Raw genomic sequence first — 26,151 nt, forward strand, 5'->3', positions numbered from 1 at the left:
AGGCTTTAAACCACAATTATTTAATTAACAATTAATAATTAATAATTCGGTAAAAGTTTTCGCATATCCCAGATTAGGTGTTAGCGACCCTTACCCATAATACTTTTTCAATAGACCCTGGTTAATAATTAACCACTTTGTTGAAATCTAGCTTTTGGGGCAAACTAGCTTTAGTTATAACGTTTCATGGAAGTTATAGCGGTTTTCACTTCATGACTTGCATTACTTCTTCTTTCTCTCCTAGATAATATGAGCCTTCTTCCTTTAAACCCAAATCTCTGTACTCTAAAAAACATAAAAACTGCTATAAAAGTCAGTAGGGGTGATTCGCTCTTCACCCGTACAAAAGTCATGCATTAAGATTTTGTAGGCTTAAAACTTTGATGTTACAGTAATTTCAGGAAATTATTTCAGACCTAAAGTTTCAAACTATTTGTGACATCTTTAAAGTGAATTGGTATTAGTTCTAGAAATTATTCTAATACCTAATACCAAGTGTAAAAAAAGAATGTTAAAAATAGTTAAGAGTAATTGAAGGACTTGCTGAATGATATCTCTTTGACTAAAAAGAGAGATTTACCCGAAAATAAGTTTTTACCTCTCCCCTTCAAAGGGGGTAAAAAAAGAAAATTCAGTATTTCAAATCTCCTAATTCAGTAGGAGGTACTGTTAACTGTTTTCGGCTGTCGCCGACATGGAAAGCGGAGCATTCCCTATACGAAAAAACGGAGTTCAGACCCTAGGAGAGTAACTGAAATGACTCCTAACTCCTGCGGAAGTTGTAAATATTTGTAGCAAACATTTATTAAATAAGTATAACTCTATTCATGAGTTGAACCATTGGGCATAATTGCTCCTTTGAGGCAAACATCCTGAAGACTAGAAAGATTTAAACTAGACCCAATTAAGTTAGCATGACACAAACAGGCTTCTTTTAAATCTGCTCCTTTGAGAGATACCAGCAATAAACCTGCACCATAAAGATTAGCTTTTTGTAAGTTAGCGCCCCGCAAGTCAGCTTCTAATAAATTTGCTCCTGAGAGATTGGCATCTTTCAAATTAGCTCCTCGTAAGTTAGTCTTACTTAAGTCAGCAACTCCCAAGTTGGCCTGTTGGAGAACAACACCATTAAGATTAGTATTCCTAAGATTTGCTCCCTGTAGATTAGCTCCCATCAAATTTGACCCACTCAGATTGGCATTACTAAGGTTTGCTCCTTGCAAGTCTGCTCCAGTTAAGTCGGCAGCACAAAGGTTTGCCTCTACTAAAGTTGCTTCTGTTAAATCTGCCTTGATTAGCTTTGCACCACTGAGATTACCCCGTTGTAGGTAAGCTCGAATTAAACTACTCTGATTTAGCAAAGTCCCACTTAGGTCTGCTTCACTCATAATTGCCCGATTCAAAGTTGCCTGTGTTAAGTCAGCACGACTAAGGATAGCACGACTGAGAGTAGCTCCTGTTAGATTAGCTTTAGTTAATTTGGAGAAATTTAGTAAACAAGTTCCGACCATGCTCGTGCCGATCAGAATAGCTTTTGTTAAATCAGCTTCTGAGAAAATTGCCCCACTCAGAATTACTCCACTTAAATCTGCTTCAATAAGTATGGTTTTAGTAAAGCTAGCACCGCTCAAATTAGCTTCAATTAACTTAGCTTGGGATAGATTAGCATAACTAAAATCTGCACTATTCAAATTAGCTCCAATTAGTTTGGTTTTAGCTAAGTAGGAATCTTTAAAACTAGCATGACTTAAATTACTACGATTGAGGTTAGCTTCACCTAAATTAACTGCAATGAGGTTTACTCCCTGAAAATTTCTTTCTCCTTTGGAGTGTCTAACTAATAATTCATTCGCGCTTAAAAGCTCACTGACATTCATAAAATAAATCTGTTAATTTCTCTGATTTGTGTGGATATATTTCATTTCCTCTGAACTGCAAAAAATTAAGTTCTAAGGATTCTATTTTGACTTAAACTTTCAAAATAAATTATGTTTTGTTGATGCTAAACAAAGCCTATCGGCGCAGCCCTAATCTGGGATGTCCTAGATTGCTGATGTGAATAATGATGAGTCTTGGGTTATAAATATTGTCACCCAATGACTAATTACCAGTTGTTATATTTACCAAATTAATAGGGTGATGCTGGTGATATCCTTGCAGTCTAGAGACCCTTATGTGGCTGCGGGTCTGTTCAGCTAGTGTCACCCCCCTGATAGTTAATGGGTGAACTAGATTGCAAGTTGTTATTTAGCTGCACAATCATAAGGCTACTAGGCTCGTCTGAAGCTGAACCTTGAGTATCTGATGCTTTTATACTGCGTTTATTGCCTATATCTACTTGATCCATCAGTGCCTAATTTTTGTTGCAATTGGCTGCCCTGTTGATAAAGATCATAGCTGACAATTGACGATTAGGCAAATTGTTGTTATAAAGACTGACTCTAAATATTGAACTTAGAAGATTTTTTGACAAAAATCTTTTTTTATGATAAATATTTTTACCTGATAACAATTTTGGTATCAAACTCCCAGGGCAAACGTATCTAATTTTTTTGACAAATGACCAAGACTACCCTCTGAAGATCGCTATGTGATACATCTATCTCATCCTGCACAAAGGCTATTTCTTCTCAAACACTAGCGCTCATTGTTTGAATTTTCGATTGGAAGTGATACTTGAGTATTTATGACGAAAAATCTCTTTAATCTTTCTGATTCTAAAAAAGGCGTTGGTGAATAAAGGTACGATATTGTACCCGAATAAGAGTGGGAACAAAAAACTTTCTCCTTCTACTACTCTTTATTCTTCTTCTTTCTTTGCTCCTGACTCCTGACTCCTGACTCCTGACTCCTAAATAATTAAGATTAATATCATACACGCGCTTCACCAACACCTAAAAAATTCCAGGAAATTCCAGGTATGTGAGGTACAATGAAATCAAAGCCTTTGTAGGCATATTGCCTATCAAAAGCGTACCTCACTCAGACGGAATCCACTGTATTATTTTGCTTTTGTTGCTTTATGCAATAGGCAGGTTGGTAATTACTAAGATGATTTTCTGGTAGGAATAACACTCCTTGCCTACTCTGGTTGCCTATTCATAAGTATCACAGGGGGATTACCCTTATAGAAGCCATTTGGTATCTCCAATCAATAGGTTAGAGGGAGAATTAATTGATAAAAAATGGGTAATAATTGATTTGATGATGGTATTTTGGCAGATATCTCATACCATTTCTCAAAAACTTTTCTACATTTGATTGAAGTAGGGGAGTGGGGGAGTAGGTACGGACGTTGCATGCAACGTCCGTACAGGAGAATTAAAAACAACAATAATTAATGCTAAATTTACTCAAACTAACAAAAAAGTAATTATCTTAGTTTAATTACTTAATAACTGAAGTTTTATCCAAGTATAGCATTAATGCATGGGAATTGGTATAATACACCCCATCTCCCCATCTCCCCATCTCTCCACACTCCCCTACTCCCCTACTCTCAATCTATAATTTTAAATAGATCCCTTCAGGGGTTCTATATTTTCGGACGGGCAGAATGCCCATCCCACTTAATATTCATCCCTATAATTCAGCAACGCCCAGTTTTTCAGTTGTTACTGACATAAAAAAAATCCGCGTCATGCCTCATGCTTCTATATCAAGTAGTGTACTCAGCGTTAATCTTTACATAGTCATAACTAAGGTCGCATCCCCAAGCTTTCCCGTTACCAACACCATCTCCAACTTTGACAGAAATTACCACAGTATCATCCTTGAGATATTCTCCTGCTGCTCTCTGCTGCAAATATTCGCTAGCAGCAGCTCGGTCAAAATCTAAAGGTTGACCATTCTCCATGAGCAAAAAGTCTCCCAATTTTACCTGTAACTTATCCTGCTCAAACTTGACTCCAGCACGACCTGCTGCTGCTGCTATTCTTCCCCAGTTAGGGTCTCGACCAAAAATGGCTGATTTTACTAGAGAAGACCCGGCAATTGTTTTGGCAATTTTATTAGCAGATGCTTCGTCAGATGTTCCATTAACTTGAACTTCTATCAAACAAGTTGCTCCCTCCCCATCACGAGCGATCGCTTTTGCTAAATAAATACAAACTTCTGTTAACATTGCCTCCAACTTTTCTGCTTCTGCTCCCATATTTGTCATAGCAGATGTGCGAGACTGACCATTTGCTAGAGCAATAACTGTATCATTGGTACTCGTATCCCCATCAACAGTAATTTGATTAAAACTGCGATTAACTGCTCTGGTTAACATCTCTTGCCATAATGGAGGAGAAACTGCTGCATCACAGGTAACAAATGATAACATTGTTGCCATATTCGGATGAATCATTCCAGAACCTTTAGCAATACCACCAATACGAACCGGGCGATCGCCCATCAGTGTTTCTAAAGCGATTGATTTTGTAACTAAATCTGTGGTGACAATAGCTTGTGCTGCTGCTTCCCCTCCTTCTGGGGAAACTGTAGAGATTAATTGAGGAATAGCTGCTTTAAGAGCATCCATTTTAATTCGTTGCCCAATGACTCCCGTGGAGGCTAGTAAAATTGAATCTGGAGAAATATTGAGTGCTTTTCCCAATTCTGTTGCACTTTCCACTGCATCCTGCCAACCTAAATCTCCGGTGGCAGCATTTGCTTGTCCAGCGTTACACAAAATTGCTCTAGCACTTGGTTTATCCTCTAAACGTTGGCGACAATAATCTACACAAGCTGCTCTTACTTGAGTTGTGGTGAAGACTCCAGCAGCGATCGCATCTACATCTGACAAAATCAAGGCCAAATCTGCTGCTCCGGAGGGCTTTAACCCGGCAATTATTCCTGTTGCCCGATATCCTTTGGGAGCTGTTACTCCACCAGTTATTACTTGCCAGTCTGACATTTTTCTTTCCTTTATTTATGATTGTGCTGACTGGCAATTATAGCAAAAGGTAGAGGTTAGAAGTTGATTCTTGATATTTTCTTAGTGTCTGCTATAGCTACTCCCACAATACCTTACTATCATAAACTAGAGCGTTTCGTTTATCCTTCAGTTTCTCTTCTTCTATAATTACTGCCTCAATTTCTTCTACAATCTGCTCAGAAATTCCCATTAAACCAGCCATCTTCCGAACTGCCACTTTTTCTTGATTATTATATTCTGCATCAGCACAACAGGCTTTTATTGCCCAGGGGAAATAGCTACTTTTTTAGAGAAAAAAATTAGTCGCAACTTTTTCTACAATAGTGAAGTTGCGACTTAATATATGAGTCAAAAAAATCATTCAATTATTCGCAAAATATTTCTAACTCATAGCAGCATGACTACGGTCATAAGTGTTGACAAAACTAGGATGAGGTTTTCCTTGAATATTGCCCCAATAGTTATCTGCTTCTACACCAACTTCGCTTGCAGTACGATTTAGCATTGATTGTTGACGATTTTTAATGAGGTTGTGATGACGCATCATTAATCCACGAGCTTGATTTTTGATATCCATTGTTGATTTTCCTATTGCTAACTTTTTTTTGATAATTTTTTCAACGTTTGATAATACTCTAACTCATGGAAGCATGACTACGATCGTAAGTAGTGACAAAACTAGGATAAGGTTTTCCTTGAATATTGCCCCAATAGTTATCTGCTTCTACACCAACTTCGCTTGCAGTACGATTTAGCATTGATTGTTGACGATTTTTAATGAGGTTGTGATGACGCATCATTAATCCACGAGCTTGATTTTTGATATCCATTGTTGATTTTCCTATTGCTAACTTTTTTTTGATAATTTTTTCAACGTTTGATAATACTCTAACTCATGGAAGCATGACTACGATCGTAAGTAGTGACAAAACTAGGATAAGGTTTTCCTTGAATATTGCCCCAATAGTTATCTGCTTCTACACCAACTTCGCTTGCAGTACGATTTAGCATTGATTGTTGACGATTTTTAATGAGGTTGTGATGACGCATCATTAATCCACGAGCTTGATTTTTGATATCCATTGTTGATTTTCCTATTGCTAACTTTTTTTTGATAATTTTTTTGAAGTTTGATAATACTCTAACTCATAGCAGCATGACTCCGATCATAAGTATTGACAAAACTAGGATGAGGTTTTCCTTGAATATTGCCCCAATAGTTATCTGCTTCTACACCAACTTCGCTTGCAGTACGATTTAGCATTGATTGTTGACGATTTTTAATGAGGTTGTGATGACGCATCATTAATCCACGAGCTTGATTTTTGATATCCATTGTTGATTTTCCTATTGCTAACTTTTTTTTGATAATTTTTTCAACGTTTGATAATACTCTAACTCATGGAAGCATGACTACGATCGTAAGTAGTGACAAAACTAGGATAAGGTTTTCCTTGAATATTGCCCCAATAGTTATCTGCTTCTACACCAACTTCGCTTGCAGTACGATTTAGCATTGATTGTTGACGATTTTTAATGAGGTTGTGATGACGCATCATTAATCCACGAGCTTGATTTTCTATATCCATTGTTGATTTTCCTATTGCTAACTTTTTTTTGATAATTTTTTCAACGTTTGATAATACTCTAACTCATGGAAGCATGACTACGATCGTAAGTAGTGACAAAACTAGGATAAGGTTTTCCTTGAATATTGCCCCAATAGTTATCTGCTTCTACACCAACTTCGCTTGCAGTACGATTTAGCATTGATTGTTGACGATTTTTAATGAGGTTGTGATGACGCATCATTAATCCACGAGCTTGATTTTCTATATCCATTGTTTTAATTCTCCTTTTGGATTAAATTTTGTTTGTTAAAGATGAAATTTGATTCTAAAAAAGGAAGCCAATTAGCTCATGGAAGCACGACCGCGCTCATAATTTTTTCTAAAGGTAGGCTGTACTTTTCCTTGAATATGACCCCAGTAGTGACTACTTTCTAATCCCACTTCAGATATCGCTCTGTTCAGCATTGACTGCTGACGATTTTTGACAAGATGGTGATGATGGACCATTAAGGAACGTGCTTGAAGTTCAGTCAACATACTAAACTTTCTCCTTTGATTGCTTGACTAATCTTTGGGTTGCTTTTTTCCTTTCACCTTTATACTAACAGAGATTTCTGTATCTGTTGTTACGAAATAGTCTATTGTAATAAATATTTACAGTATTTTAATAATTTGAGATGATTAATACCAAGCGTGATAAGTTTTTGTTAGAAATGGTAGAATTCAATAATTGATAATTAATAATGGATAATTGATAATTACCTCTCCCTAAAACGGATAGGATTGAATAAAAGGAAAATTTTTTCTTGTTTCTCCACGGTGAGTGAGAGGCTTTATACCTTTATTTTTCGGTAAGAAAGAAGGAAGAAGCAAGAAGGAAGAAGAGGTAAATATTGAAAAAAAAGGTAAAAAAGTGGTTAGATAACTATCTAATATCAATTGGAGTAGCTATTTTTAAGTATATTTGACTGAGAGCTAGCTTTTTGTCTCATTCTTTTTTCATGCCTGGTATAATACAAACAATCAAATTAATTAATTAACAACTTGAAAATTCAAGGAATATAACGCTATCCATAAGTCAAAAGTTAAAAGTAATCTCTGACTAAATTTTAGGATTTACAAATTTCCTAACTTACTGCTATAGGAAGTAAAACACTATGATTAAAGATAAAAAAAACTCCCCTGGAAATAAAGAGGAGCAAAGAAAAAATTATTGTTAACAGTCTTGAGTAGGTCTGAATTTTATTTTTTGACTGGATAAAGTTGCCTGTAAACTTGATAGTTAATTTGAGGAAAAATATTGTCGATCGCCTCAACCTTTTCCAACCAACCAGAGTCAATCTTTCCCTGTAGAATCTCGTCATAAAGCTTATTAAAACGCCTCAGATGCGATCGCGTCCTCCGCACAGCATAAGGGACCATAGTACCCGTACTCATAATAAACGCCCAGTCAGAAGATTGAGCCAGCAATAATTCTCGGCCTGCCTGATTTAAAGCCCTTCGTACCAGTTCATCTTGTGCTTCATATCGCGCCAATTCAACCATCCGTTCTGCGGCCTGATGTAAATGAGGATAAATCCAAGAATTAGTATGATTAAGCCAATATTCATGGAAACCCTTATATCCCCAACTCGACTGTGCTGGAAGACAAACTTGATGTTCGGGATGTTTCTGTAAATAATCTGCCAAATGAGTCATCCGATAAGTGCTTTGGTCATACCAAGTTTTGCGGAATAGGAAATCCAAAAACCAAGGCCCTTCATACCACCAGTGACCAAATAACTCAGCATCGTAGGGAGAAACAATAATTGGAAGTCGCTCCATAATATGGTATAGATGCTCAACCTGGCGTTCCCGATTAAACATAAAATTACCAGCGTGTTCTGCTGCTTTTTCTCTAGACCAATAAGGGTCGTAAAGTTCTTTATCTCCTAATCCCAAACCACGCCCTGTAATTTTATGATATTTAATGCCTGTATTCTTGCGCTGGCCATTAGGCATAATATAAGGCTTAATATATTCATATTCTGCTTCCCAGCCTAAATCTTTATAAAACTCTCTATATTCTGCGTCTCCTGGATATCCCACTTGCGAAGACCAAACTTGTTGAGAAGATTCATGGTCTCTAGAAAAAACAGCTACTCCTGTTTCTGTAAAGATAGGGGCATAACTACCAAATCTAGGTCTAGGTCGAGCGTAGAGTACACCATGGCTATCTGTTAAGAAGTAACGTATACCAGCATCAGCGAGTAATCGCTCTAGACCTTCATAATAGGCACATTCTGGGACCCAAATCCCTCTGGGACGACGGCCAAAGTTTTCTTCATAATGTTGACAAGCAACTTCGATTTGTGCCCAGACGGCCTCTGGGTACATTTTCATCAGTGGGAAGTAGCCGTGGGTAGCACCACAGGTCATAATTTCTAGGTTGTTGCTGTCTTGAAACTGCTTAAATGCAGTAATTAAGTCACGGTCGTAACGTTCCCAGAGTTCTCGAACATTGTTAAAGTGAGTGGCGTAATGTTCTGCAAGGTAGCGGATATGACCATTGTGGGTATTGTGGTCAATTTCTTTTTCTGCTAATTCTTCCAGTAAGCTTAAGTGGTGTTCATAGCGATCTTGTAGTAGAGGGTCTCGCAGCATGGCCACCAAAGGTGGTGTGATACTCATGGTCAATTTAAAGTCCACACCATCTCGCTTTAACCCCTCAAACATTTGGATTAGGGGGACATAAGTTTCGGTAATTGCTTCAAATAGCCACTCTTCTTCTAAGACATAATCGCTTTCTGGATGTCGTACAAAAGGGAGATGGGCGTGAAGAACAAAGGCGAGGTAGCCAATAGCCATAGCATTTATAGGTAATAAAACAGTGAACTAAAGTTGAAATTGAAAAAAATTATAATATTTTCTTTAAGATTGTAAGGGTAAAGGGGTACAAAAGTTAATGCTATTTCCAATGTGGAAGAGAGTAGGGAGTGTGGGGAGGAATGGGAAGTTTAGGAAGTTTGGGGAGGGTGGGGAGTTTAGGAAGTTTGGGAGGTGTGGGATATCGAAGATATGCAAGCTGCTCCAATCATAAAAAATAAAACTAATCACGCCACAGAAATCATCAATTATTTCTCCTTTATACCAATTCCCATCCATTATTGCTATACTTGGGCGATACTTCAGTTATTAACCGCTCGGTACAATCAGAATCATTTTTTTGCTGATTTTAGCTAGTTTAATGTTAATTATTCTTATGTTTGCTTCTCTGTACGGAAGTTGCATAGGCAAAAATGCGTTTTCCGTTCCGGAATGCTCCGCAAACATGTCGCCCTCCCTATAAGTTTAATGTCAGCTCTTAGCTGAAAACGTCCCTACCTACTTCCCTACTCCCCTGCTCAAGTAAATATAGAAAAGTTTTTGAGAAATGGTATTACTCCCTACTCCCTACTCCCTACTCCCTACTCCCTTATCTATAAGGATATATAGTACCATCAGGTAAGATTGCGCCTTTTAGTTGGGCATCAATAAAGCTGGCTTTGCTAATATCAGTGTCCCGTAAGTCTGCCCCTCTTAAATCAGCATTCCAAAAAACAGCCTCTGTTAAATCAGCCCCGCGCAAATTGGCCTTCTGGAGATTTGCCCCCCAAAAGTTAGCTGATTTGAGGATAGACCTCTGTAAGTTAGCTTCTTGTAAGTTGGCACTATCGAATTCTGCTTCTGTTAAATCTGTATTGGTAAAATTGGCTTTTTCAAGATTTGTATTAGAGAAGTCAGCATTCTTTAATTCTGACCCAGTTACGTTCATTTTTTTATAATTAGAATTACTGAGATTTATATTGGAAAGGTTACAATAAAAACATTCTTTTGAGCGTTTTAAAGTTCGTGCTTGCCATTTTGTGTATGCGACTACAGGTGTGGCAAAAGCTACTGAAGCTAATAGAGTTGTTATTAATATTTTGAGTTTCATTACATCTTTATCCGGATAAGAGCATACATAGAATGACATTCCACTTTGGGTTTTCCTGCGGAATGCTGCGCAAACATATCGTGAAAGGGAAACAAAAAAACTTGGCGTTGCTGAATAAAGGTATTATTTTACAGGAGTCAGGAGTCAGGAGTCAGGAGCTAGAAAGGAGCTTTGTCCGCGCCTTAAAGAGGGAAAATAATAGGTCTGAGTTACACCCCTATTTAGGAATTTCATACCGTGTTTCAGCAATGCCAAAAACTTTTTCCTTCTTTTCCTCCTGATATAAAATCTGGTAGGATTGGTATAATTAGGTAGTTTTTTAGGAGTTATATTATGTCCGGTAGCATCGGTATTGCAAGCGAGAAGGTAAGGAAGAAGGCTCATATTATCTAGGAGAGAAGGAAGAAGAAAAGGAAAAACCTTAAATATGGTTAATATTTCTCCAACTTTTGCACAAACGATACCAGGGGACATAATATGATATCATTCTTCATCAAGACAGTTTCAAAATTATTAGACCTCTCCAGAAAATAAACTTGCTCTTTATTATAAGATCAGCTAGAATAGTAAGATTTAGAGACAAAATCATTTTTCGTATCTTTGTTCGTAAGAATAAATTCCCCTGTTCCCTACTAAGCGCAAAAAGTCTATATCTTTATTCACCAGATGTCTATTGATAGCCACAATTATAATTGTTGTAGGGATGTTCCATAGAACATCCCTAAAAGTGATTCTCTAATATTAGGTGATTTTCATCCAAACAATTTTAGAACCTCGAAGGAGAAAAACGCCACAGCTTAATTGTGTCATCAAAACTACCACTAATTAAAGTTTTGCCTTGAGAATCAAAAGTTAAATTCACCCAGGCGGAATGTCCTTTGAGAGTTCCCATTAAACCACCTGTATGAATTTGCCAGAGTTTAATTGTACCTCCAAAATCTCCACTAGCCAAGGTGTTACCATCAGGACTAAACTGAAGAGATTGCACTTTTTCTGAATGACCTATTAAAGTACGTTGAGAACGCCTACTTATTTGTCGGTGGTAAGTATTTAGATCCCAAAGTTTAATCGTATTATCCCAGCTACCACTAGCTAAGGTATTACCATCAGGACTAATAGCGACAGACCATACAGGTCCACTATGACCCTTTAGTGTGCGTAGTAGTCTACCATAACGCCAATTCCATATTTTGACAGTACCATCATTACTACCACTAGCTAAGGTTTGACCATTAGGACTGAAGACAACAGACTGCACTTCATCTAAATGCCCATAAAGAGTATACAATAGTAAACCACTATTAATATCCCAAATTTTTATGGTTTTATCTTTGCTGACACTGGCGATCGTATTGCCATCAGGACTAATAGCGACAGAGAAAACATCTTTCAGATGACCATACAAGGTATTTTTCAATCTACCAGTGTAAAGATCCCAAATTTTAATTGTACTGTCACCACTAGCACTAACTAGGGTGCGACTATCTGGAGTTATAGCAACAGACCATATAGGTCCGTCATGTCCTGATAATGTACCTAAATTTTGCCCACTGCGTAAATGTAACAGTTGAATACCCCCATCTGTACTGCCACTCGCAACAATGCGACCATCTGGGCTGGTTGCGATCGACCAAACCGGACCTGAAGTTGTTGCTAAAGTTCGGAGTGGGGAAAGTTGGTCTAGTATTCCTGTAGATGGTGGTAGCGGCGGGAGTTTAGTTGTGTACTCATCTGTTTCGGGCTTGGGTACATATGGCTTAACTAAATATGGCTCTCGCTCTACAATAGTGGGCGTTTCTGATAAATCAGAAAGTGATGATTGAGTTTGGGGAGATGGTACGCGAGAACTAATAACTAATGATAATAGAGCGATCGCCGCTGCTCCCCAAACAGTTACACTCCACTTTGGTTTTTGCAGGATGACATCTACTGGTGTGGGTCCGTACTTGATATCTTTAATAATTTCGGCTGCGGACTGATACCGTTGACGATGGTCTCGTTGCACCATTTTATCTAAGATGCGACCTAGATGACGACTAATTGGATCTTTCAAATAGTCTCGCCACACCCATTTATCAGATTTGATATCAAATAGTTCAAATGGTGAAACCATTGTTAATAGATGCAGACAAGTTGCACCTAAACTATATATGTCACTGTTGGGATAGATTTTCCCCTGTGTTTGTTCTGGGGCAGCATATTCAGCGGAACCATTAATACTGCCTATTGATAGTAGGTCTCCATTAGCAGAAATGGTAACACCAAAATCAACTAAAACAAATTCTGGAATAGTTGTGCCTGGTTTTGTCCGACAAATGATATTTTCTGGTTTAATATCTCCGTGAATCAGGTGATGGTCATGGATAAACTCCAACACTGGCAACAACTGATTCAATATTTGCCAAATTTTATTTTCATTAAAGACACCATCTTCTATAAGTTCTGTGGCCAGGTTCCGGCCTTCAATATATTCTTGTACTAAATAACGGTGGCCATCATGTTCTACAGATGCTAATAGCTCCGGAATTTGGGGATGTTTACCGATTTTGTCTAGCTGTACTGGGTCACAGCTAAATGTCGGGATAATTTCTTGACCTTGAAAAACTAGGTCTTTTCTGTCGTCTAGGTTGACAAATTCTTTAATAATACAAGGTGGTTTAGAAGGTTTGTCTTGGTCAATGGCTAGAAATGTACGACTCCAGACACTTTCACCTAAAGGTTTGATGGTCTGATAGCGTTCTTTGAGTATAGGTGGACAATGGGCATAGGCTCCTATTGTCTCATTTTGGCTGACAATTTGCTTGTCACCATCTTCCGGATTTTGGTTGTGAGGATTGATGCGATGATTCATAATCAGCAATCAATTAGCATATTTTTTCTATGATAATATTTATTAGATTTTAGCTACAAATATTATGGAATGGTTAGGGGTTGTTTGACTTTGTAGGAGCAATAAATTACAACTAAAAATTTTTGGAGGATAAATGAGTTTTGACTTTAACCTTGAGAAATTAGTAGTTGGATTGGGTTATATACATTTTTTCACTTTTAATCTGGGTTGATTATTATTCTTCACAAAAATATACATACTACCTTTGAATATTCTCAGCTTACTCAATTGTTAATTATTTAACAATTTATTATCTATAGTAGACATCTCTAGAAAAGAGGGAAGAGGGAACAGGAAATAGGGGGGGGTATTAATTGATAATTTATGGATAATAATTGATTTTATTTTTGATTTTTGGAGATGTCTAGTAGTTATATTTAGCTTGTGAATAAAAATTATTAGAATTCGGCAACAGGGAACTTCAGAAGTCAGAAGTTAGAGGTTAGAGGTTAGAAGCCAGGAGTTCTAATAGAGAAGGACATGATATAATTTGGGAAACAGGGAATAGAAAATAAGAAAAACAACTTTATCTCAGTAACTTGAGAAACGCTATAGATAGCAATCCTATTTGATTCGTGCAAAAATATTACTGCTTTTTAGGGAAAAGCTCCAGAAAGCAACAGGTGGGAGTTTCAGTTTTATTATTGACTTTTTGGTTTATCACAATCTATTTGGAATTGCTACATATATAATATCTTCTTAGAACTTATACAGAAATCGGGTTTATCCAATGGATTTCGTGGTTTTAAAAACAATAATTATGGCAATCATAATTCTGAATTATGAATTAATTAATTTGCCAAAATTAAATTATACTGTCGTATACTGAATATTTGATAAATTCAGAATTTATAATTTAGAGTTAAAAGGCATTTTAATTCTAAATTATTGTTAATAATTCATTGATTTAATAATTGTGCATTCTAAATTCTAAATTCTAAATTATTGAATTACTTTTTTATTGTAAACTAGATAAAAAATTCTGAATTTTTTGATATTTCAGTTTAACCTCATAGTAACTAACAATTAATCATGCCACTAATCCGGATCAAAAAGTCTTGGGAAATTCCTGAAAAAGAAATTACTCCAGAAAAGGTTTATTTAAACCGCCGTCGGTTTATGAAAAATTTAATTGGTGCTGGTTTGAGTGCTACTGCTTTATCTACTCTGACAAGTTGTGGTGGGAACTCAAAAACATCTTTAATTTCTGGAGCAGCAACTTTACCAACTATTGGCAAATTTACACCTAATTCCAATTTTGCTAAAGTTGATCGACCAATAACTGACGAAGCTTTAGCGACAAAATATAACAATTTCTATGAATTTGGCGGTACTAAATCTATTTGGGAAAATGCTCAAAATTTACCTACTGAAAATTGGAAAGTTGAAGTTACAGGTTTAGTCAAAAATTCTCGTATTTATGACATAGATGAACTACAAAAAAAGTTTCCTCTAGAAGAAAGAGTATATCGGTTTCGGTGTGTTGAAGCTTGGGCAATGGTGGTACCTTGGATTGGTTTTCCTATGAAGTTATTAATGGCAGATGTGGAACCAACATCAAAAGCTAAATATGTTCGTTTTACATCTTTTTACGATTCAGAAATTACTAAAGGTCCTGGTTTGTGGGCTAATGGTTATCCTTGGCCTTATACTGAAGGTTTAAGAATAGATGAAATGGCTAATGAATTAGCTTTTTTTGCTATGGGAATGTATGGTAAGTCATTACCAAAACAAAATGGAGCGCCTTTGAGAGAAGTTATTCCTTGGAAGTATGGTTTTAAGGGAGCAAAATCAATAGTAAAAATTGAGTTTGTAGAAAAAAGACCTGCAACTTTTTGGAATACTTTGATACCTAATGAATATGGTTTTCAAGCCAATGTTAATCCTGAAGTTCCCCATCCTCGATGGTCACAAGCAAATGAAAGGGTATTAAGTGAAGGTGCGAGTTGGTCTTGGGAAAAACGTCCGACTTTACTTTACAATGGTTATGGAGAATATGTTGCTAGTCTTTATAGTTAAGTAGGTTTTGGGATTGAGAATTAAGCACATAAATTCAGGAATTAGAATAGTTTGACTAAATTTACTTCCTTGGCTTAATTTTAAATTTAATTTTGCCTACCTACTTAGAGTTAAGAAAACCAGAAAATAGAGAAACTTAGTTTGTAGGATATTGATGAAAAAAATTAGGTTTCTCCTGTTAAATTATTAATCCTAATTCCAGAAATTGATAACTACTGCTATACTAATTAAAAATTTCTAGTAAGCTGACTAATTTTTAATATGACAATGCAATTAAAAGTTCCATCTATTGCTTGTAGTGGATGTGCAGATACTATTACTAAAGCAATCAAAAATCTTGAGTCTGAAGCTGATGTCCAAGTGGATGTGGAGCAAAAGATAGTTACAGTAGAAGCTAAAGCATCTGAAGAGTCCATTAAGGAAGTAATTACTGCTTCTGGACATACGGTTGAATAAAAAAAATTTGCTCTAATCTTAACAAATAACCTAGAGGACTTGACTTGGATAGACCTCTAGGTTATTTTTTACAAAAGTTGATAATTAGCAGGAAAAATATAGTTTACAGCGGTTTTCATTTCGGTAGACCACAGGAACGATCTGTGAAATGTCTCTACTGCTTCATAAAACTGATACAAAGCGTCACATAACGTGACAAATTGATGTTTACTTCCTGCTGTACGGAGGTTGCATGCAACGTCCCTACCGTTGGCGGTTACTCATCTACAGGCATTGACGGTGAAGCCAACCGCATCTTCACAGTCTATACTTACATTTAAGTCTTTGTCAATAGACAAGATTGGACGTTTGCTTCTCCAACCCTCACTGCGCTGTTCTTATATTTATTCAGTATTTAACACCTTTAACCAAAAAATGAGGTAAGTCTCGATGAAGATAATGCTTTATTCCCATGATACTTATGGTTTGGGAAACCTACGCAGAATGCTAACAATTTGCCGATACTTACTAGAGGCAATTCCTCAACTATCAATATTGCTTGTATGTAGTTCTCCAGTAGTGCATAGTTTTCGGATGCCAAAAGGACTTGATTACATTAAGCTTCCATGTATTGGTAGAAATGAGTATGGTGAACTCGCAGTTAAATATCTGGGAACTGAAATAAAAGAAACTTTTAAACTGCGGTCTGAGTTAATTAAGATAACGACAATAAATTTTAAACCAGATATTATTTTAGTAGACAAAAAACCTTATGGGTTGCAAGAAGAATTGAGAGATACTCTAGAGTATATTAAAAATTCTGATTACTCTCCTAAATTTGTGCTATTACTCAGAGATATACTTGATACTCCTAAAAAAACAATCGCAGAATGGAAAAGCAAGAGATACTATGAAGGAATTGAACTGTTTTACGACCAAGTTTGGGTAGTGGGTATGCAGGAAGTTTTTGACATAACTAAAGAATATAAATTTCCTGCTGCAATTTCAGAAAAAGTCAAACATTGTGGTTACATTCGTCGTAGAGCAGAACGAAAAAATAATGACGAAATACGGCAAGAATTAAATATTAATTATGACGAAAAATTTGTGTTAGTAACTCCAGGGGGTGGTGCCGATGGTTATCATTTAATTGACAACTATATTTCAGGATTAGATTATTTAGAAAAACAAGATAAAATTAGGAGTTTAATTATTTGTGGTCCTGAAATGCCACAGGAAAAGCAAGAAGCACTCCATCGAAAAGTAAGAAAGTATTCTAATGTAAAAATTATCGAGTTTACTGATGAATTAATCAGCTATATGAACGTTGCGGATACTATTGTTTCTATGGGTGGATATAATACAGTTTGTGAAATTTTATCCTTGGGTAAACCAGCAGTTATTGTACCGAGAACTAAGCCAGTTAAAGAACAGTTGATTCGTGCTGAATCTATGGATAAAGTAGGTCTACTCAAGGCAATCCATCCAGACGTATTAGCTCCAGAAAATTTGATGATAGCAGTTCTAGAAAAACTAAAAAATACTGCTAAAAATCAGCCTAAATTATTTAACTTAGACTTAGACGGACTACCTCGAATTGTTGACTTGACTTACAAGTTACTTTATAGAAAAATATCTACTAATTATAGCTATATTGCTTATAATTATCCTGATGCACAACCTTTAGCAGTAGGTCGAAAATAAGTATTTTTTTCGATAGTTTATCCGTAACTTTAGCAAATAATTACCAATCAAGTAAATTACAGCATACATTAAAAATTAGAGGTATTAATTTAATGAAAAAAGTAATGTTTTACTGCCAACACCTTCTAGGTATCGGGCATCTAATTAGAAGCATATAAATTGTCAAAGGTTGGGAAAGAAAATTCCATGTTTGTTTTATCAATGGTGGTGAAGTAATAGAATAATTTCCTATCCCACCTAGTGTGGAAATGGTAAATATTCCTGCCATTAAAACAGATCCATAATTTGAAAAACTTTTGATTCCTGATGAGTTTGAAACTGTAGAAGAAGTGCTAGAAGCTAGGAAAAATCAGTTGCTGGAAATCTTGGATAGGTTAAAACCTGATATCCTGATAATTGAGTTATTTCCTTTTGGCAGAAGAAGGTTTTCTCCAGAATTAATTCCTGTGATAAAACAAGCAAATAAAATATGAACAAAAGTAGTAAGTAGTTTGCGAGATATTGTAGTACCTAAACAAAATCAGGCACGCCATGAAGAAAAAGTTTGTAAATTAATCAATAAATACTTTGATATGTTATTGGTTCATAGCGACCCAAATTTTATTCGGTTAGAAGAGACTTTTTCTCGTGTCAATGACTTAAATTGTCAGGTGCATTATACAGGATATGTTGCTCAAAAAGTTCCTAGAGTTGATTGTGAAACTAGGACTAAAATTCAAGAGAAAAAACCATTAATTTTAGTTAGTGTTGGTGGTGGTAGATTCGGACATGAACTGCTAGAATGTATAGTTAAAACTGCTCCTATTTTAAAAGAAAGTTTACCTCATCAGATTCAAACGTTTACCGAAAAATTAAGGTTTAAAGCATCTCCTTTCAGGGACAAAAAAAGTTCCTCTGAACCAATCCTCTTCTTTTTAAGAAGAGGTAATTATTAATTATTAATTATTGAACAGACCTTTTGTTCCTCAAGAAGTTTGGAAAAACTGCAAGATTTAGCAACAGGTCAAACTAATATTAATATTCAACGTTAGACACCCCACTTGCTAAATTATATGGAGATTTCCGAACTATCAATTAGTATGTCAGGGTATAACACAACTATGAATATATTAATGACTGGTGTTCGAGCAATGATGATTGCTTTTACAGGAAATGGAGACCAAGAACAAACTATGCTGGTAAGAAAATTAGAAGAAATGGGAATTGTTAAAATTACTCATCCCGAAGATTTAGTACCATAAAAATTTGCCGAACAAATTATCAATTATCTGCAATATGAAGCTACTGTTAGTAAATTCGATTTTGATGGTGTAAAAAAAACTGCATTCTATCTGGAAAGCTTGTGTCAGAAAATAGAATCAGTTGTTTAATTAGTTAATAGTATAGCAATCCTAAATAGGTTTTTATTAATGGATAATAATTACCTCTGGTTCAAACCGTTACGGAATTGAATATAAGGAAATATGCTAGCACTTTTTTTCCTCTTGACAAGGGAGGCTAATAAACCTGAATTATTTAATTATTAATTATTCTGTATAGCGTTTCTCAAGCTTATGAGGTACACCTATCTTTAATTTCTTTTCTATTCCTTATTTCCCAGTTAAGTGTTCCCTAAAACCTAGAATTTTGTACCTCACGCTTCTTGGGAATTGCTATAATATTTAATCGTAGGGGTTTGGTCTCCAAACCCAGGTAAAAAATGAGATTTAGAAATAAAACCCCTAAAGTTTTTTTCAGAAATCATTTAGGATTAGTATAGTCGCCAGAGCAGTTATGACATTATCAAATTATCGAATATAGGCATATTCATTAATGGATCATTACCTTGAGTTTGATCCTCAAGGATTGAATATAAGGAAATATTATTTCTTTGATTTTTTGGTAATAATTTATATCATGTCCGCTGGTATAGTTTGTGTAAAAGTTGGGGAAATATTTACCTTATGTAAGGTTTTTCCTTTTATCCAATCCTCTCCCTAAAAGAAAGAGGTAATTATCCATTATCCATTATTGAATGTTCCTTACTTGAATCAAAAATTATGAAAAAGAAAGTTTGTTTAACTACTTTAGAATTTCCACCTGATGTTGGTGGAGTTGCTGAGTCAGTTTACCGCATTGCTCGAATGTTAGTAGAGTTGGATTATGAAGTTCATGTTGCTGTTTTTCATGCTAATAAAAGAAAGAAAAATATCCAACGTTCTAGTCGTCAAACTATTGAACAAGATGGCATCTCAGTTCATCGTTTAAAAGCAGCAGTTCGGACGACAGAACTGTATTCACCTAGCGTAATGATTATGGATTATCGGAGTGAAATATATTTTCAACTTAAACAGCTCCATCAACAGTTTAATTTTGACTTACTTCATTCCTTTTTTATTAAAGAAACAGGTTTTTTAACAACATTATTAGCTCTGGAAAATGACCTACCAGTAATTAATAGTATTCGTGGTAGTGACCTCCACAAACATATTTTTGCGCCCGAACAACACGCCCAGTTATCTTGGACTTTGGAGAAGGCATCTTGGCTAACTTTTGTAAGTGAAGATTTATTCAAACGTGCTAAAATTTTAGTATCTAATATAGAGGAAAAATCCTCAGTTTTTTGGAATTCTATTCAACCAGTAGATTTTGATAATTTTCCTACTCCAGAACTGGTAAAAAATTTCCGAGGAATGGTTATTGGTTCCGTAGGTAGGTTTCGGGATAAAAAAGGATTAGAATATCTCCTTGATGCTTGCTCTCAACTAACTAAAGAAAATGTTGAATTAACATTACTATTAGTAGGTAATTTTGTAGCGCGGGAACAAGAATATTGGCAACAAGAACTCCAGAACAGCGGTATTGCCGATCGCATAATTGTCACAGGAATGTTAAGTCGTTCTGAGGCGATGACATATTTACCTCAGATGGATGTTTTTATGATTCCTTCTCTAAATGATGGTTGCCCTAATGCTATGTTAGAAGCAATGTTAGCTAGTCGAGCTATAGTAGGATCTAATGTTGATGCCATTGGGGAAATTTTGACAGATGGTGTTGATGCTTTAGTTGTTAACCCAGGTTCGAGTGAAGAGTTAGCTGTTGCTTTGCGCAAGTTAGAGCGATCGCCTCAGTTACGGCAGCAGTTAGGTAAAGCTGCTAAAGAAAAAGCGTTACGAGAACTAGCTCCTGAAGTTGAACAACAGAATTGGGCTAAAGTCTATGAGCGAGTGTTGCTGAGTTGAGATAAGTAATCGCCTCTAAAAATTGACTAACTGTAAAATGGCTTTAAACCCAGTAGTAGCAAGGAAAATACCTGAAATAACTGAAATCTGGATATATCAAGAAAATGGTGATTCGTACAGAGAGTTATTTCTGTTTTTTTAGATTGGTTGACTGAAAGCATAAATGTATCTGCCTCTTAATAAAGGGAGTTTAGGTTATATTTGAGTTTAAAAATTGTGTAAGTCTCACTATTTCGGTGGCCTAATGCTAGATACTGTAAAATTTTATGAAATTCGCTGATCAGAGGTTAATGTACTGGTAGTTTATAATAAATGCTGTGGGTAGTGGAGAAACAATAAAGACTATCTACTACTAAATTATTGAGGATAAACGATGGAACCTATTTCTCTTATTTTTGCTGCATTGGTTGCTGGAGCAGCGAAAGCTGCTGGTGATGCAGCTCCAGATGCTTATAATGGCTTGAAGGCTTTGATCAAACGTAAATTTGAGAGCCAGGGTAAATCAGATTCAGTTGCTATTCTGGATAAGTACGAGAAAAAGCCCGAAAAGACGAAACCTCTTTTAGAAGATGAATTAATTGAGGCTGGAGCTGATAAAGACGAAGAAATTATCAAGCTAGCTCAAAAGTTACTAGAACAATTAAATCCTCAAGAAGCAGCAGAGGGAAAGTTTAATATTCAAATTTCTGGAGGCCAGGTTCAAGGCTTGACACAGCAAAATACTGGAAATATAACTCAGAACTTCAATTAATAAAAATAGCTTAAAAAATGACTTTTAATAATGTCAATGGTGTTGAGATATCTGGAGGGAAGGTTCAGGGGTTTATCCAAGAAGCTCATGGAACTGTTACTCAAAACTTCATTACCCAACTATCTGGATTAGTTGGGAAACAAGTATCTCTGACAGAAAAGAACTTGACTCGTGAGCAAAACCGACAGAGGACAGTCTTGCTCAGTAAAGTCAAGGACTCCTGGATAAAAGGGGTTTTAGAAAAATCATTGTATACCGAGGCAATGATTGAACTTGGTCTAGAAGAGCGATCAGATTTAGTAGAACGTCCGTTTATTGGTTTTGAGGAACTATCTGAAGAATCTAGAGAGAGTTTGCCTCCGGGAGTAGGAGCAACTGAGTTCTTTGAGCAAATAGGAGACGGACGAACTCTATTAATTTTGGGGGAGCCTGGTTCGGGTAAAACTATTACCCTCCTAAAACTGGCAGAGAATTTGATCACTTGTGCTGAAGAAAATGTAAATCGGTTAATTCCAGTTGTATTTAACTTATCTTCTTGGAGACTTAGGCAACAAACGATAGCAGATTGGCTCTTGGAGGAACTTTTGAGCAAGTATCAAGTTTCCAAGGCTGTTGGTAAAGATTGGGTGGAACAGCAAAAACTGATACTGTTACTGGATGGTTTGGACGAGGTAAAGGCTCAAGATCGGGAAGCTTGTGTCCAAGCTATCAATAAATTTATGGAAGATCATGGACAAACTGAGGTAGTAGTATGTAGCCGTATTGCAGAATATGAAGCTCTCTCTACCCATTTGCGATTGCGAGGTTCAATTTTTATTCGCTCTCTGACACCTGAGCAGATTAACAAATATTTGAACAAGACTGGTGAGCAATTGCAAGCAGTAAAAACTTTACTTCAGGAAGACAGCGCACTTCAAGAGCTAGCAAAATCTCCCCTGACACTTAGCGTAATGACTTTAGCTTATCAAGGCAAGAAGGTTGAAGAGCTGCCTCAGACTGGTTCGGTGCAAGAACGCCGTCAACATCTATTCGATTCTTATATTAAGCGGATGTTCCACCAGGAAAAAGTTGGTAAGCCTAGAGAATATCAATCTCCATATCAGAATTTTCAAACCATATTGTGGTTAACTTGGTTGGCGCAACGTATGACTAAGGAATCACAAACTGTATTTCTCATTGAAAATTTACAGCCTAGATAGTTGAAAACAAATGTACAAAAATTACTCTATGTACTTGCTGTTCCGCTATTTATATTTTTGGCTTTCGGGGCACTCAATTTTGTCGGCTTTCCAATCATAAAAAACTATTATTATGAACTTGAAAAAATGGGGTACTTATCTAATAGCCTAATTGATTCAGTAAAAAACCCTTATTTTTCATTTTTAATGATGATACTTTATTATTTTCTTTCCTCTTTTATAATGGCATGAAAACTAATAATTGAAAAGCCATTTTTCCTATGTGAATGGGTTAAGAAGATCGCAAATATTAACTGCTTAAAAAAGATTTTTTTTGTTAAATATCTTGCTCCTTTAGGAGACTTACTTAAATTATATTACAACCTTTTGATGTATAACTATTTCGAGCCAAACATAGAGCCTATTGAAGCTGTCAAATGGTCATTGAGTAGCGCAGTAAAAACATTAAGAAGGAATTTTATATCGTTGTTGATTCTCGGAGTTATTTCAGCTATTATATATATAATCATCGGTATAATTGTTATTGGGGTAACCGCATATTTTAATCAGACAGACCTTTTTGGCCTTTTATTAGGGGTGTTGGGCGTATTGATAGGTGGCTTAATTTCCTGTTTATTTTTCGTGATACTTTTCGGTCCTGAGCTTTTTATTTTAGGTGGTATTAGTGTAGAAACATCTGTAGAAAAGACAACCTTTCCCAATCAAGGAATTTGGAAGTCAGCAAAAAATATTTTTGTTCTTAGTCTTTTAGGAGTTTTTTTTGGGGTTGCTTACAGCATTTCGATGACATGGCATTTTTTGATGCCTGTAGGAAGCGAGCAAGAGCCAACCTTGAGTATGGCAGAACTCTCATTCTGGACATACATGATACTAACAATGGCTATACCCTTTGCATTTCTGGCTGGTGGAGCTTGCATTAAGCACTTTGTTTTGCGGATTATCCTATATCGTAATCGGTATATACCCTGGAACTATGCTTCTTTCCTTGATTATGCCTCTGAGCGTATTTTTCTGAGAAAAGTGGGTGGCAGTTACATCTTTATTCACCGGATGTTGCAGGAACATTTCGCACGCATGAATTCAGTTTAGATAGATTTGGTTGAAATACCCAAAATTGAGATTCCATAAATATTGGAAAGAATATGGAGTAACTCAGATGTTTTTAAGAATCTCCGATCAAGATGCAGCTTTTTGTAGGATTCTTTTTTCAAAGTAGTATAACTATCAAAAATAAACATCTTTTCTCAATGCTTTAGCCAACTCATCATTATTCTCTCGCAAACCTTCATAGAAAAATAACACCTCTCCATTAATACCTACAGAACGGTTATAGGCGATCGCTTCCAACAAATAATCCACACTAATACGATAAGAGCCAACTTTGATTAAAATTCCTGGAAATACTTTGCTCAACTTACTTCTAGTAAACTGTTGCCTTACTAACTGTTGCGCAATAGTTTTGTAACTAGAAAAGTCACGACGATAAAGTTGAGGATGAATAATATCAACAATTTCTCGGTTGATCCAAGTAGGATAGTCTTGGAGATATTCATTGAAACTCCACTTATAAAAACTAGGTGCCATTGAAACCAAAATATTAGGTTTAACTGCTTTAACTTCTCTGTATAAACGAGCCAAAAAATCTGTCAGAATATCCGCTCGCCATTTTAACCACTTCTGATTTTTATGGTTTTGGGGAGGGTAACAAGAAAACTGCTGACGATAACGTGCCATAGTTTTCCCATCATAACCACCTTCTGAGGGAAATGCTGGCATTCGATCATCTCCCTGAATACCATCAATGTCATAATTTCTCACAACTTCCAAAACCAGAGCGAGCAAAAAATTCTGCACCTCTTCATCCAAAGCATTCATCCACTCAAAACCATTTTTCACCAATAAATTCCCTCTACAGTCCGTAGCTCTCCATTCCGGTTTTTTGCTCAGTAGCAACCCTCCATTTTGTTTATAAGAACTAACAAACCCATATTCAAACCAAGGAATAACCTTCATACCCACTCGCTTTGCTTCTGTGATGACCTCTGCTAGAGGATCGCGACCTTGGTATAGAGGATCTATCTCTCGACCGAAAGTTTTTCTCATTAGTTGACTAGGGTAGAGAGTAAATGCTTTATTCCAAACCACAGGAAATACAACATTAAATCCTGTTTCGACCAGAAAATTCATTGCTTCAGCAATTTTATCTCTAGAATAGAGAATTTTACTATCAACATTTGTCAGCCAGATACCTCGCAATTCCATAATTATCTAAAATGATTGATTATTTTGTTGTCAAAAAGCTTTTCCGTTTGTCATACTCTGCAAGCGAAGTGGATATTATTCGATCGCAAAAGCTAAATTTTTTAATGAAAATTTAATAATTTGATTTTGGCCTAGATACTCTATAATTAAAGTAACAGTTTTTAATACAAAAGTTCACAGTTAAGACCCTCTTATCCAAGTAAATTGCTGATGATTCACAGATGCCAATTCAATGTACAATGGTATGAGACATCATCCAAAATCTGCTTCATGGTTACTTCTTAATTATTCTTAACGTAAATTTTCATCTATTCATTCTAAGGTATTCAAATAGGCAATTTAATTTCTAAGTTTCTGTAGGAATTGATACGGCCAATTGTATAGTTTAGTATCAGTAAGGGAATTTAACATGAGTGTAAACCTAGCAACTCAATTGCGTGAAGGAACCAAAAAAGCTCACACAAACGCAGAAAATGTAGGTTTTGTCAAGTGTTTTTTAAAAGGAGTTGTAGAAAAGACTTCCTACCGGACTTTAGTTAAGAATCTTTACTTTGTTTATTCTGCAATGGAAGAAGAGATGCAACGCCACCAGGAACATCCAATCATTTCCAAGGTTTACTTTCCAGAACTAAACCGTAAGCAAAGCTTAGAGCAAGACCTAAAATTTTATTATGGTGCTGGTTGGCGCGAGCAAGTTGCTCCTTCTGATGCTGGTCAAGCTTATGTACAGAGAATTAGGGAAATCTCTGAAAAAGAACCAGAATTGTTAGTAGCTCATTCCTATACTCGTTACTTGGGAGATTTGTCTGGCGGTCAAATTCTCAAGAAAATTGCTCAGAGAGGTATGAATTTAACTGATGGAGAAGGTACTGCTTTCTATGAATTCCCAGAAATTTCAGATGAGAAAGCATTCAAGAATAACTATCGTCAGGCAATGAATGATTTACCCATCGATCAAGCAACAGCAGATAGAATGGTTGATGAGGCGAACGCTGCTTTTGGCATGAACATGAAAATGTTCAATGAATTAGAGGGTAATTTGATTAAGGCCATCGGTGTGTTACTGTTTAATACCTTAACAAGAAAGCGCAGCACTGGTAGTACAGAGTTGGCTACTGTGGCTGAATAAATAATGCTTAATTAATTAATATTGCCTTCTCAGGAGACACTACAGTTTTAAGTTGTCTTTGAAATCCTGGGGGTTTGATGGCTGAGATTGCAGT

At 36.1% G+C, this 26,151-nt stretch carries 25 protein-coding genes; 11 read left to right on the top strand and 14 right to left on the bottom strand.

Annotation, left to right across the window (positions count from 1 at the left end):
* Positions 1-821 precede the first annotated feature (821 nt).
* The 13 genes from ACP6PK_RS24660 to ACP6PK_RS24720 all read right to left on the bottom strand — a co-directional run bounded on the left by ACP6PK_RS24660 (position 822) and on the right by ACP6PK_RS24720 (position 13,298).
* On the bottom strand, positions 822-1,877 hold the full coding sequence (locus ACP6PK_RS24660) for a pentapeptide repeat-containing protein (protein WP_426563515.1): 1,056 nt from the start codon (positions 1,875-1,877) through the stop codon (positions 822-824).
* A 1,781-nt stretch (positions 1,878-3,658) separates the two neighbouring features.
* Positions 3,659-4,900 carry a bifunctional ornithine acetyltransferase/N-acetylglutamate synthase gene (gene argJ / locus ACP6PK_RS24665; protein ID WP_426563517.1) on the bottom strand — a complete coding sequence of 414 codons (1,242 nt, stop codon included), beginning with the start codon at positions 4,898-4,900 and terminating at the stop codon, positions 3,659-3,661.
* Between the two features lie 97 nt (positions 4,901-4,997).
* Positions 4,998-5,138, bottom strand: coding sequence for a hypothetical protein (locus ACP6PK_RS24670; protein WP_168186649.1), 141 nt, complete (start codon positions 5,136-5,138; stop codon positions 4,998-5,000).
* A 165-nt stretch (positions 5,139-5,303) separates the two neighbouring features.
* Positions 5,304-5,498 carry a glutamine synthetase inactivation factor IF7A gene (gifA, locus tag ACP6PK_RS24675; RefSeq protein WP_426563519.1) on the bottom strand — a complete coding sequence of 65 codons (195 nt, stop codon included), beginning with the start codon at positions 5,496-5,498 and terminating at the stop codon, positions 5,304-5,306.
* A 58-nt stretch (positions 5,499-5,556) separates the two neighbouring features.
* Positions 5,557-5,751 carry a glutamine synthetase inactivation factor IF7A gene (gifA, locus tag ACP6PK_RS24680; protein ID WP_426563521.1) on the bottom strand — a complete coding sequence of 65 codons (195 nt, stop codon included), beginning with the start codon at positions 5,749-5,751 and terminating at the stop codon, positions 5,557-5,559.
* A 58-nt stretch (positions 5,752-5,809) separates the two neighbouring features.
* The gene (gifA, locus tag ACP6PK_RS24685; RefSeq protein WP_426563521.1) at positions 5,810-6,004 is read right to left on the bottom strand and encodes a glutamine synthetase inactivation factor IF7A; all 195 of its coding nucleotides are present in this window, start codon (positions 6,002-6,004) and stop codon (positions 5,810-5,812) included.
* Between the two features lie 58 nt (positions 6,005-6,062).
* Entirely contained in the window at positions 6,063-6,257 is a 195-nt protein-coding gene (gifA, locus tag ACP6PK_RS24690; RefSeq protein WP_426563519.1) for a glutamine synthetase inactivation factor IF7A, read from the bottom strand.
* A gap of 58 nt (positions 6,258-6,315) precedes the next feature.
* Complete coding sequence (gifA, locus tag ACP6PK_RS24695; RefSeq protein WP_426563523.1) at positions 6,316-6,510, bottom strand: glutamine synthetase inactivation factor IF7A; 195 nt, start codon at positions 6,508-6,510, stop codon at positions 6,316-6,318.
* 58 nt (positions 6,511-6,568) lie between these two features.
* Positions 6,569-6,763, bottom strand: coding sequence for a glutamine synthetase inactivation factor IF7A (gene gifA, locus ACP6PK_RS24700; RefSeq protein WP_426563523.1), 195 nt, complete (start codon positions 6,761-6,763; stop codon positions 6,569-6,571).
* Between the two features lie 71 nt (positions 6,764-6,834).
* Positions 6,835-7,029 (bottom strand): glutamine synthetase inactivation factor IF7A, encoded by a 195-nt coding sequence (gene gifA / locus ACP6PK_RS24705; RefSeq protein WP_094676056.1) that lies wholly within the window; start codon positions 7,027-7,029, stop codon positions 6,835-6,837.
* A gap of 705 nt (positions 7,030-7,734) precedes the next feature.
* A complete protein-coding gene (locus ACP6PK_RS24710) occupies positions 7,735-9,339 on the bottom strand; it encodes a glycoside hydrolase family 57 protein (RefSeq protein WP_426563525.1) in 1,605 nt (534 codons plus the stop codon).
* Positions 9,340-9,946: 607 nt separating this feature from the next.
* The gene (locus ACP6PK_RS24715) at positions 9,947-10,447 is read right to left on the bottom strand and encodes a pentapeptide repeat-containing protein (RefSeq protein ID WP_168186650.1); all 501 of its coding nucleotides are present in this window, start codon (positions 10,445-10,447) and stop codon (positions 9,947-9,949) included.
* Between the two features lie 766 nt (positions 10,448-11,213).
* The gene (locus ACP6PK_RS24720; protein ID WP_426563528.1) at positions 11,214-13,298 is read right to left on the bottom strand and encodes a protein kinase domain-containing protein; all 2,085 of its coding nucleotides are present in this window, start codon (positions 13,296-13,298) and stop codon (positions 11,214-11,216) included.
* Between the two features lie 1,071 nt (positions 13,299-14,369).
* Between ACP6PK_RS24720 and msrP the strand changes: the two genes are divergently transcribed.
* From msrP to ACP6PK_RS24770, 10 genes are all read left to right on the top strand, one after another.
* Complete coding sequence (gene msrP / locus ACP6PK_RS24725) at positions 14,370-15,356, top strand: protein-methionine-sulfoxide reductase catalytic subunit MsrP (RefSeq protein ID WP_426563530.1); 987 nt, start codon at positions 14,370-14,372, stop codon at positions 15,354-15,356.
* A 261-nt stretch (positions 15,357-15,617) separates the two neighbouring features.
* Positions 15,618-15,812, top strand: a complete 195-nt coding sequence (locus ACP6PK_RS24730) for a heavy-metal-associated domain-containing protein (protein ID WP_426563532.1) — start codon at positions 15,618-15,620, stop codon at positions 15,810-15,812.
* Positions 15,813-16,241: 429 nt separating this feature from the next.
* Positions 16,242-17,495 (top strand): glycosyltransferase family protein, encoded by a 1,254-nt coding sequence (locus ACP6PK_RS24735; protein WP_426563534.1) that lies wholly within the window; start codon positions 16,242-16,244, stop codon positions 17,493-17,495.
* A gap of 296 nt (positions 17,496-17,791) precedes the next feature.
* Positions 17,792-17,968 (top strand): hypothetical protein, encoded by a 177-nt coding sequence (locus ACP6PK_RS24740; protein ID WP_426563536.1) that lies wholly within the window; start codon positions 17,792-17,794, stop codon positions 17,966-17,968.
* A gap of 18 nt (positions 17,969-17,986) precedes the next feature.
* On the top strand, positions 17,987-18,430 hold the full coding sequence (locus tag ACP6PK_RS24745; RefSeq protein WP_426563537.1) for a hypothetical protein: 444 nt from the start codon (positions 17,987-17,989) through the stop codon (positions 18,428-18,430).
* Positions 18,431-18,595: 165 nt separating this feature from the next.
* On the top strand, positions 18,596-18,736 hold the full coding sequence (locus ACP6PK_RS24750; protein WP_426563539.1) for a hypothetical protein: 141 nt from the start codon (positions 18,596-18,598) through the stop codon (positions 18,734-18,736).
* A gap of 798 nt (positions 18,737-19,534) precedes the next feature.
* Positions 19,535-20,716, top strand: coding sequence for a glycosyltransferase (locus ACP6PK_RS24755; protein WP_426563541.1), 1,182 nt, complete (start codon positions 19,535-19,537; stop codon positions 20,714-20,716).
* 373 nt (positions 20,717-21,089) lie between these two features.
* Positions 21,090-21,467, top strand: a complete 378-nt coding sequence (locus ACP6PK_RS24760; protein WP_426563543.1) for a hypothetical protein — start codon at positions 21,090-21,092, stop codon at positions 21,465-21,467.
* A gap of 17 nt (positions 21,468-21,484) precedes the next feature.
* Entirely contained in the window at positions 21,485-22,666 is a 1,182-nt protein-coding gene (locus tag ACP6PK_RS24765; protein WP_426563545.1) for an NACHT domain-containing protein, read from the top strand.
* Positions 22,667-23,032: 366 nt separating this feature from the next.
* Positions 23,033-23,755, top strand: a complete 723-nt coding sequence (locus tag ACP6PK_RS24770; protein WP_426563547.1) for a hypothetical protein — start codon at positions 23,033-23,035, stop codon at positions 23,753-23,755.
* Positions 23,756-23,890: 135 nt separating this feature from the next.
* Here ACP6PK_RS24770 and ACP6PK_RS24775 read toward each other — a convergent pair whose 3' ends face one another.
* Positions 23,891-24,928 (bottom strand): glycoside hydrolase family 10-like protein, encoded by a 1,038-nt coding sequence (locus tag ACP6PK_RS24775; protein ID WP_426563549.1) that lies wholly within the window; start codon positions 24,926-24,928, stop codon positions 23,891-23,893.
* Between the two features lie 409 nt (positions 24,929-25,337).
* Here ACP6PK_RS24775 and ACP6PK_RS24780 point away from each other — a divergent pair, with 409 nt between their 5' ends.
* Entirely contained in the window at positions 25,338-26,057 is a 720-nt protein-coding gene (locus tag ACP6PK_RS24780; RefSeq protein WP_426563551.1) for a biliverdin-producing heme oxygenase, read from the top strand.
* Positions 26,058-26,151: the final 94 nt, after the last annotated feature.

The sequence above is a fragment of the Dapis hubbardiae BLCC-M172 genome (assembly GCF_050016015.1).
Taxonomy (GTDB): Bacteria; Cyanobacteriota; Cyanobacteriia; order Cyanobacteriales; family Microcoleaceae; genus Trichodesmium.